The sequence below is a fragment of the uncultured Rothia sp. genome (assembly GCF_963555405.1).
Lineage (GTDB): Bacteria > Actinomycetota > Actinomycetes > Actinomycetales > Micrococcaceae > Rothia.
The window spans coordinates 131,789-141,855 of the sequence record NZ_CAUVVO010000005.1 but is presented as its reverse complement, the minus strand read 5'-3'; the positions used below and the strand labels follow the sequence as shown (position 1 = coordinate 141,855).

Below are 10,067 nucleotides of genomic sequence, written 5' to 3'. Positions count from 1 at the left end.
AACCCCGACCCTTCATTAGCAGTGAAGTCCATTCGGCCGCTCTGGCACGTCTCCACGGTGCGCTCGTGAGCGCATCCCTATAAGAATATAGGCTGTTTTGCGCTTGGTCAATTCGACCCATGCTTCGGGGGATATCTCTGAGTGTGTATTGCTCTATAGGGTGGACTATGGATTGTAGGCTTTGAGGCTCATATGCATTTTCGATAGACTGCTACTGTCCCACCGATAAATAGAGGGCGTCTCTGGCGTGTGATTTTTTCATGCAACGTTGCCAGAGTTGTCTTATTTACTCAACGAAATGAGAAATCATGTCTGAAAACCCCAACAACCCCCAGCCCCAGTTCAACCAGGACCCCCAGTTTAGCCAGCAGGCACCCCAGTATGGTCAGCAGGCTCCTTACGGTGTGCCCGTTCAGACCCCTGAGCAGCAGGCTCAGGCGAAGAAGGCAAAGACCCTGTCGATTGTCTCTCTGGTGAGCGGTATTGTGAGCTTCTTTGTCCTCGGTTTCATCCTTGGGGCTGTAGCTATTGTGACCGGCCGCCTGGCTATGAATAACCCCGAGCTGAAGAACCGCGGTATGGCTATTGCCGGTACTGTTCTGGGTGTCGTCAGTATTATTTTGCTGGTCGCTCTGAAGATTTTTGTAAAGTACTAAGATTGAAGCTACCTGCAGTAGCCTCATGATTTGAGAAAGCCCGCGAGCGCCCGTGCGCACGCGGGCTTTTTCGCGCCCGTTTAATGATCTTCCTCTACAACGGAGTGCATCGTATATATCCAAATGACGAGTTCAGTTGTATGCGCCTCAGTGATGAGTTAGGGTGAGTAATGTTTAATGCACACCATTCACATGAAAGAGGGACCGCATGTCTCAGAACCCGCAGGACTCTAACTCCTACGACTACAACCCGGAGTACAGCAACCTGAACGAGCAGAACGGCCAGAACCAGCCCGGTCAGTATGGCCAGCAGCAGTACCAGCAGCCCGGCCAGTACGGTCAGCCCATGATGGTGCCCGTCGGTATCGTTCAGAAGACCCCCGAGCAGCTTGCGGGTGAGAAGGCTGCTCAGACCTCCATGGTGCTGGGCATTATCGGCCTGGTCTGCAACTTCTTCGTCAGCTGGTGGTTGTTCGGTCTGCCCTCCCTGATCCTGGGTGTTATCGGTATCTTCAAGGCGAATGAGGCGGAGCGCTACGGCGCGGCTGCTTCGGCTGGTCGCATCATGAGCTGGATTAACGCAGTTATTGGTGGCCTGTACCTGCTTTTCCTTGGCGGCGGTCTGCTGATGCTACTGATTGCGGGTGCTGCAAGCAGCTCGTCTTCCAGCCACTTCGCTGAGCTGGTCAGCACCCTGGCACTCTTCTAAGAGCTCCCGCCCCTCCCAGAGGGTGCGTAAAAGCCCCGTTCCTCGCGTTGAGGGGCGGGGTTTTTGCATAACCAGCTGGCACTCCACCACCCTCTTGAAACGTGTTGTGCGGGTTTGAATGACAGATGTAGTTGTACCCGTTTCGGTGATAGGTTAGGGTGAATACTGTTTAACACACACCAGCCGTACGAAAGTGAGATGCCGTGTCTCAGACTCCTCGGGGCTCAGACCCCTACGACTACAACCCGGACTACAACCGTCTGAACGAGCAGTACGGTCAGTATGGGCAGAATACCCAGTACGGACAGTACGGCCAGGGGTCTTACGGTCAGTACGGCCAGGGCTCTTATGATCAGTATTCTTACGACCAGTACGGTCAGAATTCGTATGGGCAAGACCCGTACGGTCAGAATCAGTACGACCCGTACGGTCAGCAGTACCAGCAGCAGTACCAGTACGGTCAGCCCATGATGATTCCCGTGGGTATCATTCAGAAGACTCCCGAACAGCTTGCCGGTGAGAAGGCTGCTCAGACTTCCACGGTGCTGGGTATTATCAGCTTGGCTTGTATTCTGACTCTCAGCTGGTGGCTGTTTGGTCTGCCCTCCCTGATTCTGGGTGTTATCGGTATCTTCAAGGCGAATGAGGCGGAGCGCTATGGCGCGGCTGCTTCGGCTGGTCGCATTATGAACTGGATTGGCGTAGCCATTGGTGGCATGTTCTTGGTGCTTTTCGGTGGCGGTATGCTGCTGGCGATTATGCTGGCTCTTTCGGATTCTGCCGCAAATTCTAGGCTCGTGGAGACTGTACAGATACTGGCACTTTTCTAAACACTTTCACCCTCACTGGAGGGTACGCATAAGCCCCGTTCCTCAACGCAAGGATCGGGGCTTTGCTGTGTATATGCCGTATGTTTGGTGGATTCGGCTCGACATGCTTGTTCCCCCGGCGGGGGAAGGTCTAGGGTGAAGTTAACACCCCTCGCGTGTGGAATGTGAAAGGTTGTGGATGCGATGTCGCAGCTACCCCAAAACAACGAAGCCTTCGATTACAACCCCGAATACGCCAGGCTATACCAGGAAGAGGGCAACGAGCAGTCTAGCCCGGATACTTCTGATGAACAGCTACTACCCGCAAATGAGTCTCCGGGTGAGTTCTCAGATCAAACGGCGGGTAAAAGAGCAGCGAACCTCTCCCTACTGTTTGCTTTCCTCAGCCCGCTGTTTTTCTTTCTAGGGTGCTGGTCTCTTGTCAAAGGTCTTGAAGAAACTGCTCTGCAGATAGCTCTCCTTGCCCCAATCCTGAACATCCTGGGTATCTGGCAGGGATTCACAGCAAGGCGGCGCGGTACGCGTGCCAGCGGTGGCCTGATTCTCAACGGGCTGGGGCTATGCATTTTCATTGGTATCGCCGCCTTCATCATGCTGATTGTGAACGCCTTGTCAGGCATCAACTAATGACGCTGGCTCGATGGTGAGCTCAGATGCTCTCCCGAGTCGCTAGACACGTAACACCCGGTATTGAAAGGTTGTGGATGCGATGTCGCAGCTACCCCAAAACAACGAAGATTTCGATGACAACCCCGAATACACCAAGCTCTACCAGGAAGATGACAGCGAGCAGCCCGAGGTCGACGATACGGACGACTGGTCGCTACATGAAAGCGAGCTACCTCCCGACGTGCGGAGGGCACAAGCCGGTAAAAAGGCGGTGAACTTGTCCCTCCTTTTCGGTGCCCTGGGTCTGCTGTTTCTCTTCCTGGGGATTTGGTTGTTTGCCAAGGAGCTTGAAAATGGTATAGTCCTGGCTATCGTTGCCCCATTACTGAGCATCTTAGGCATCTGGCAGGCGTTCGTGGCACACCGGTACGGCAAGCACGCCTTCGGAGGTCTAATCCTTAGTGGGATAGGAATCGGCATTGTCATTGCTATCACCGTCCTCATCTTATTGATTCTGAACGCCTTGTCACACATCCACTAACGATGCTCCCGGTAACTCGAAACGGCATATGCGAAGAGCCCCGTTCCTCAATACGAGGAACGGGGCTCTTTGCGCTCCACACGTGGAGCAGAAGCTAAAACGCGGATGGTAAGGGATTTGAACCCTTGAGACGGGGTTACCGCCTACTGGTTTTCAAGACCAGCTCCTTCGGCCGCTCGGACAACCATCCATACGCACCAGAGACCGGCATTTTATGGCAATACCGTGCCGCAGGGCACTACGAGATTATCTCATGCGATAAGCTTTCTGTAAATCGCGCACCAACGATGGTGCTTCCGGCAATGAGGAGGACTCATGAGAGCAATTATTGAGAACAGTCACGGTGGACCTGAGGCTCTGACAATCAGCGAAGTCCCCGCCCCCGTACCCCGATCCCACGAAGTTCTCATCCGTGTTCACGCTGCCGGAATCAACCGCGCCGACGCCCTGCAGCGCCGCGGATTCTACCCGCCGCCCGCCGGCGCGAGCGCCATCTACGGCCTCGAAGTAGCCGGCGTTATCGAAGCGGTCGGTGAAGGCGCCTCCGTGGAGAACCGCGGCACCCCCGTCATGGCGCTCCTGCCTGGAGGCGGCTACGCCGACTACGTGACCGTACCGGTCGACCACGTGCTACCCGTACCCGAACAGCTGAGCTTCGCCGAAGCCGCCGGTATTCCCGAAGTCGCGGCAACCGTCTACTCGAACCTAGTGCTCACCTGCGGCATGAGCATGAACCCCGCCGAAAACCTCAAGGAAGACGGCGAACCCGCGGTGGTGCTCATTCACGGCGGTACCGGCGGTATCGGTGTGCACGCCATCCAGCTGGCGCTCGCCGTAGGTACCCGCGTGTTTGCAACCGTGGGAACCGAGGAAAAAGCAGAATATGTGCGCTCACTAGGTGCGGAACCCATTATTTATACCGAACATTCGTTCCGTGAAGTTCTGCTGGCTGAAACTGGCGGACGCGGCGCCGACTACATCCTCGACGTCGTGGGCGGAAAGTACCTGGACGACAACCTGCACACCCTCGCCGACGGCGGGCACCTGTGCATTATCGGCCTCATGGGCGGCGCCAAAGCAGAAGTGAACCTGGGGTATATGCTCTCCCGCCGCCTGTCGGTGCACGCCACGAGCCTGCGCACCCGTTCGGATCAGCAGAAGGCTGAGATTCTGCGCGGTGTACGCGAACACGTGCTGCCGCTCATCGAATCCGGCAGGATTGGTGTGGGTCTGGACCGTATCTTCGACATGGAGGAGGCGGCTGCCGCCCACGAGTACTTCGACTCGGGTCAGCATCGTGGCAAGATTGTGCTGCGCATGGTCTAGAAATCGCTGTGCCCCCGCGGTGCCTTTTTAGGCTGGCGCCGCGGGGAGTGTTGCGTGAGCGGCGTAATGAGAATCTGGGCTTGAAATAAACAGCTGACTGCTGACATCTCGTCACTAAAAGAAATTTAGGGTAACCTAAGCATAGGGAGGTTTGCGGGTCGCCGCAGAGCCCATCACCGGCAGCCTCCACCGATCAACAAACACGGCACACACACCACGCAGAGGAGGGCATATGGGACTTAAAAGCTACCTGCAATCGCGCCGCGACGACGCCGAACTCGGCAAAGGCATCTGGCGCCGATCCCACGACCGGTTTATTCGCGGCATTGACCGCTTCCACCAGGTCCTCGAACGCCTAGCGGCAACCGATTCGTCCACCTCCATGATTGAGCTCATCGTGCCGGACGCAAACGCGCTCGCCGACCTGATTCCGCGCGTGCGTGCGGTCGTCATGGAAGCACACCGCCTCGCCCCCAGTGACGGCGATATTCCCGCCTCCCCGTTCGGCACCTACTCCGACCTGAACCGTGCCCTCTCCAAAGCGGGTAACGCCGTGGCACTCTGCGCCGAAGCGCTCGCCATGGCACGCTGCTTCGGCAACTGTGCCACCGGATGCGACCGCCAGGTGAGCGTGCACCGTCGCGTGGAAACCGTCATCCAGCACATTGAGGAAGCCGAACGCCTCATCCAGCGCGCCCAGAAGGAAGCCGCCGGCGAGCTGACCTTCGACGACGGAATCCCCGTAGGCCGCACCCAGCTGGTTGAGGCATAACACAGGAGCCTAAATACCGGTCAACAGGCGGGTTAGTTTGATGTGCACCCCAACAGGCGATACGCTTAAAGAAGAGGTGTAGGACACTTCTTATGCGGTTCCGTCACAATGGAGGTGACGACACAATGCGATGGTACGCGCGGAAGAACCGCAGGCTTTTTCCTGCCCCTCTACGGCACAACCCAATGCACAATAATTCACGGAAGAAGTCACACACCATGTTTGAATTCCACCGCAACGAGCGCGCACGCCAGCTGCGCCCCAGCCTCTCTCGTTCCTGGCTCCTCGTGCGCGCCAACTCCACTGAAGAAGTTTTTGAAGAGGCCTTCGAATCTGAAGCTGACTCCATCATCATCGACCTCGAAGACGGTTGCCCGCCCGAAGAGAAGGATGCAGCCCGCGAACAGGTCGTCCGCATGCTCAACTCCGGCGTCGTCGCATGGGTGCGAATCAACGCCATCACCACCGAACACTGGTGGAAGGACGTCAAGGCTCTCAAGAACGTCAAGGGCCTGCGCGGCGTCATGCTCGCCACCGCAGAGCACGCCACCGACATCGACCGCACCGCAGCCGAACTGCCCGCCGGTACCCCCATCATCGCGCTGATTGAGTCCGCACTTGGCGTGCACCACTCCGTCGAAATTGCCCGCGCGATTGGTACCTTCCGCCTCGCATTCGGCGCAGGCGACTACCGCCGCGACACCGGCTCCTCCGCAACCCCCATGGCGCTCGCCTACGTGCGTTCGCAGCTGGTCATCGCTTCCACCCTCGGTGGTCTGCCCGGCCCCATCGACGGCCCGACCCTCGGCGCATACGGCGCTGACCTCTCCAAGGCATGCGGCTTCGCAAACGACCACGGCATGACCGGCAAGATCACCCTCGACATCCGCCAGACCGAGACCATCAACGCGGCATTCTCCCCGAGTGAGATTGAAATCGAAGAAGCACACCAGATGCTCGACGTGCCCCTCGACGGCCCCCGCGACGGCTCCTACCTGCCGCGCTACCTGCGTGCAAAGAAGGTCAAGGAACTCGCCAAGGTTTACGGCCTGTGGGGCAAGACCGACAGCGACTTCCAGCGCGCATCCAAGTAAAGCGCTGGTCTAAAGTACACGCGTAAAAAGCCGCGCATCCGAACCCCGAATGGGGAACCGGATGCGCGGCTTTTATATGCTCTAAAACCTCTGGCGCGCTACAACTTAGCTGCTAGTTACGGGGCGACTTACCGCCCGTCAACGCATGAGCACACACATACGAAGTCACCAAAGAAATCACAATCGGCACCAGGAACGAGGTGTCATCCTCATACACGGAACGGTAGAAGAACCACACCGCCAGGGAAATCACCAACGCCAGCACGTACACCAGCGCAAAACGCATCGTGGCGCTCATCGGACGCGAAGAACCCGCAGCGGCACGACCAGCCTGCGAGCGGTTCTGCAAACGCTGAGTATTTGAGGAGTGAGAAGACACGAGAATCTCCTAAAAATCGACGGTGACATCTCTCAAGACAATGACATCTCGCAGATGCTAAAAACCGCCGCAACACACCGGAAACCGGCACGCGTTACGGCGGATGTGGAGCCCCCAGTGGGATTCGAACCCACGACCTTTTCTTTACGAGGGAAATGCTCTACCCCTGAGCTATAGAGGCACATATGCTGCCGTTCCCAACTGCCCGAAAGCAGCCGGCGAACAGTGCATACCCCGCAATAGTACCAAAAAGGCGGGGGAGAGGCTAATTACTTTCAGCACCGCGACCACAGGTTCAAGCAGGTGGCTGGGTCCCTATGGCGTGCACTGCATTCACCCCGCAAACCCGCCCGCAGATAGGGAATGTTCAGGGCAGAGGCATACAATAAACCCTATACCCATGGCGGCTGACAGCGCCTCACCGCGCCCAACAACCACTGGCACATCAACCACAGATGTATCAACCACAGACCAGCCCGCCACCCATAGAGAGAGGAACCACCATGACTTCACCCCTCAACCGCCGCACCCTTCTGCTGGGCGTAGTACCCGCCGCCGCCCTGGGACTGAGCGCATGCGGTTCCAGCTCCTCCCAGTCATCTTCGACCGCATCGGCATCTGCGAGCGCCTCGGCAAGTGGTTCGGCAAGCACCGCCGCTCCCTCGGCAAGTGCTTCGGCGTCCGCTAACCCCTCGGGCTCGGCTACTGCTTCCGCGACCGCCGATGACGGCTACGTTGGCTTCCGCCTCAACCGTGAAGTACCCGGCGCAGGTACCGCAACCCTGTACACCGACTACCAGTGCCCCTACTGCGCCAAGGCAGAACCCAAGTTCGAAGAAGCCGCCAAGAAGCTCGACGGCGTGCTGAACGTGACCGTACGCCACATGCCGCTGAACATGCACGTCAACGCCGTACCCGCCGCACTCGCCGTGGAAGCCGCCGAGGCGCAGGGCAAGCACCTCGAAATGGCGAACAAGCTCTTCGCCACCCAGAACGACTGGAAGGGCATCAGCGAACGCGACAAGCTGCGCACCCTCTTCAACGACTACGCCAAGGAACTGGGCCTGAACACCGAAGAATTCGACAAGGTTTTGCTCGCCTCCGATACCGTCAAGCCCATCCAGCGCGACTACGATCACGCCGTGAAGATTGGCGTGAAGGGCACCCCCACCTTCGTCGTGAACGACAAGGTCGTTGAGGGTCTGGATTCCTCCTCCTCGGTGGATGATTTGGTCAGCACCTTCAAGCGTGAAGCTGGCGTGAAGTAGTGGCGCACATTCAGCTCTCCGGCGGCCAGCGCGCCGAAATCCACCCCGACGGGTTCAGCGACCACGGCTACGTTCTCGAAATTGGGGGTGCCGAGCAGTCCCACGTGGATATTGCGGACCCCGGCTACGTGTTCTACGAGTACCTGCGCCGCATCGCAAACACGGTGGATGCGCTCGCGCCCGCCGGTGAACCCATCACCGCTGCGCACCTGGGTGCCGGTGCGTTGACCCTCGTGCGCTATATTCAGGCGACCCGCCCCGGCTCCCGCCAGGTTGCCGTGGATATTGAACCCGAGCTCATGGGCTTCGTGACGGACCGCCTGCCGCTACCCGCTGGCACCGACTGTCAGCTGGTGGTGGGTGATGCCCGCGAACAGCTGGCGAACCTGCCCGAACTGCTGGGCGTGCCCGGCTTCGATGCGATCATCCTCGACATCTTCACCGGCATGGACGCACCCGCGCACCTGGCGAATCGCGACTTCTACCGCGAGCTCAGGGACGCCTTGAGCGAGCGCGGCATGGTCGCGGTCAACGTGGGCGATGACGCGGGTCTGCCCTTCTTCCAGCTGCAGGCGGCAGCCATGCTGGAAGTCTTCGACCACGTGTGGTGCCTGTGTGAGAGCTCGATGCTCAGCGGGCAGAACGAAGGCAACCTCGTGCTGGTTGGTACCTCCCGCGAGCTGGACGAGGACACCCAGGACCGGCTGTACGCGATGGGCCCGCATCCGGCGGAGGTGCTCACCAGCGAAGAGCTGCGCGACCTGCTGGACGAGCTGGCTGAGAGCTAAAACTGAAACATAAAACCGTTGAGGCGGGTACCTGGTTGGTACTCGCCTCAACGGTTTTGTATATGGGTTTTCTCTATGCCGCGCGCCGGCAGAATCTTGGTTTTATTCGGGTAGCGGCACGGGGACGGGCTCCTCGCCCTCATCCTTCGGCTTGGGGGAACCGCCCTGCGTGGTGGTCAGCGTGATACCCACACTCGCGGTCATCAGCAGGCAGATTGCCAGCCAACGAACCGGGCCCGTCTCCTGGTTCAGCAGCGCCCAACCGGCAATCGCCGCAATGGCGGGCTCCATGCTCATCAACACGCTAAACACCTGCTGCGGCAGGTTACGCAGAGCCATCAGCTCCGCGCTGTAGGGAATCACCGAAGCGAACATCGCGGTACCAAAAATCATGAGGAGTAGCACCGGATCCTGCGCCGCATTCCACAGCGGCTGAGGTGCCGGAACAATCGCCGCCACCGGGGCAATAAACGCGGCACCGACCAGCATCGCAACCGCCAGGCCGCTTGCACCCGGAACCAGCGCACCCACCTTCGCGCTGGAGCGAATATACAGCGCCCAGAACACGCCAGCAATCAGCGCGAACGTCAGACCCAGGTAGTCGGTATCCTTGCCGACCGCCGCCTCATAGCCGAGCACCAGCATGCCCGCCAGGGCGCAAAGCACCCATACCGCGTCGCGGAGCCTGCGCGTCAGCATGGACGCCAACGCCAGCGGGCCCAAGAACTCCACCGCAACCGCCAAACCAATCGGGATGTGGTCAATCGCGCAATAGAAGAAGCCGTTCATCAGACCGAAAGTCATACCGAAAATGATGACGGCACGCCACTGCTCCTTCGACCAAGACAGCGCACCCGGCGGCATTTCGCCGCCGCGGCGGGTACGCCAACGCGCCGCCAACCACACGGCGCTACCCACCACTATGGAAGCAATCGCCAGGCGGCTGACGCTAATAGCTAGAGCACCAAACAGCGGGAAGAGCGTCACCGCGAACGCGGCACCGAACTGCAACGACGAGCAGGATATCAGCACAAACATAATGCCCAGCGCGGGGCGTTGAGATGAAGTATGCGGCATGATTCTCCTTCCTGCGCC

General features: G+C 58.9%; 12 protein-coding genes and 2 tRNA genes. 10 read left to right on the top strand and 4 right to left on the bottom strand.

Features of this window, described 5'->3' with window-relative positions; all coding sequences use genetic code 11:
• The first annotated feature begins 308 nt into the window (after positions 1-308).
• From RWL87_RS05290 to RWL87_RS05270, 5 genes are all read left to right on the top strand, one after another.
• Positions 309-656: a DUF4190 domain-containing protein gene (locus RWL87_RS05290; RefSeq protein ID WP_311449506.1), complete on the top strand. Its 348-nt coding sequence runs from the start codon at positions 309-311 to the stop codon at positions 654-656.
• 208 nt (positions 657-864) lie between these two features.
• Entirely contained in the window at positions 865-1,365 is a 501-nt protein-coding gene (locus RWL87_RS05285; protein WP_313969151.1) for a DUF4190 domain-containing protein, read from the top strand.
• Positions 1,366-1,568: 203 nt separating this feature from the next.
• Entirely contained in the window at positions 1,569-2,195 is a 627-nt protein-coding gene (locus tag RWL87_RS05280) for a DUF4190 domain-containing protein (RefSeq protein WP_313969150.1), read from the top strand.
• Between the two features lie 183 nt (positions 2,196-2,378).
• Positions 2,379-2,822 (top strand): hypothetical protein, encoded by a 444-nt coding sequence (locus tag RWL87_RS05275; RefSeq protein WP_313969149.1) that lies wholly within the window; start codon positions 2,379-2,381, stop codon positions 2,820-2,822.
• Between the two features lie 82 nt (positions 2,823-2,904).
• A complete protein-coding gene (locus tag RWL87_RS05270) occupies positions 2,905-3,345 on the top strand; it encodes a hypothetical protein (RefSeq protein ID WP_313969148.1) in 441 nt (146 codons plus the stop codon).
• A gap of 102 nt (positions 3,346-3,447) precedes the next feature.
• Here RWL87_RS05270 and RWL87_RS05265 read toward each other — a convergent pair.
• Positions 3,448-3,535 (bottom strand) — tRNA-Ser (locus RWL87_RS05265).
• Between the two features lie 125 nt (positions 3,536-3,660).
• On the opposite strand from RWL87_RS05265, the gene RWL87_RS05260 reads away from it, so the two are divergent.
• The 3 genes from RWL87_RS05260 to RWL87_RS05250 all read left to right on the top strand — a co-directional run bounded on the left by RWL87_RS05260 (position 3,661) and on the right by RWL87_RS05250 (position 6,537).
• Positions 3,661-4,671 carry an NAD(P)H-quinone oxidoreductase gene (locus RWL87_RS05260; protein ID WP_313969147.1) on the top strand — a complete coding sequence of 337 codons (1,011 nt, stop codon included), beginning with the start codon at positions 3,661-3,663 and terminating at the stop codon, positions 4,669-4,671.
• A gap of 232 nt (positions 4,672-4,903) precedes the next feature.
• Positions 4,904-5,443: a dehydrogenase gene (locus RWL87_RS05255; RefSeq protein WP_313969146.1), complete on the top strand. Its 540-nt coding sequence runs from the start codon at positions 4,904-4,906 to the stop codon at positions 5,441-5,443.
• 218 nt (positions 5,444-5,661) lie between these two features.
• The gene (locus RWL87_RS05250) at positions 5,662-6,537 is read left to right on the top strand and encodes a CoA ester lyase (RefSeq protein ID WP_070832166.1); all 876 of its coding nucleotides are present in this window, start codon (positions 5,662-5,664) and stop codon (positions 6,535-6,537) included.
• A 112-nt stretch (positions 6,538-6,649) separates the two neighbouring features.
• Here RWL87_RS05250 and RWL87_RS05245 read toward each other — a convergent pair whose 3' ends face one another.
• Positions 6,650-6,916, bottom strand: coding sequence for a hypothetical protein (locus RWL87_RS05245; RefSeq protein WP_313969145.1), 267 nt, complete (start codon positions 6,914-6,916; stop codon positions 6,650-6,652).
• A gap of 106 nt (positions 6,917-7,022) precedes the next feature.
• A tRNA-Thr gene (locus tag RWL87_RS05240) sits at positions 7,023-7,097 on the bottom strand.
• Positions 7,098-7,419: 322 nt separating this feature from the next.
• Here RWL87_RS05240 and RWL87_RS05235 point away from each other — a divergent pair.
• Both RWL87_RS05235 and RWL87_RS05230 read left to right on the top strand, forming a co-directional pair.
• A complete protein-coding gene (locus RWL87_RS05235; protein ID WP_313969144.1) occupies positions 7,420-8,184 on the top strand; it encodes a thioredoxin domain-containing protein in 765 nt (254 codons plus the stop codon).
• Entirely contained in the window at positions 8,184-8,972 is a 789-nt protein-coding gene (locus tag RWL87_RS05230; RefSeq protein WP_313969143.1) for a fused MFS/spermidine synthase, read from the top strand. Before RWL87_RS05235 ends, RWL87_RS05230 begins: the two co-directional genes overlap by 1 nt.
• Positions 8,973-9,074: 102 nt before the next feature.
• Here RWL87_RS05230 and RWL87_RS05225 read toward each other — a convergent pair whose 3' ends face one another.
• Positions 9,075-10,049, bottom strand: a complete 975-nt coding sequence (locus RWL87_RS05225) for an EamA family transporter (RefSeq protein ID WP_313969142.1) — start codon at positions 10,047-10,049, stop codon at positions 9,075-9,077.
• Between the last annotated feature and the right edge of the window lie 18 nt (positions 10,050-10,067).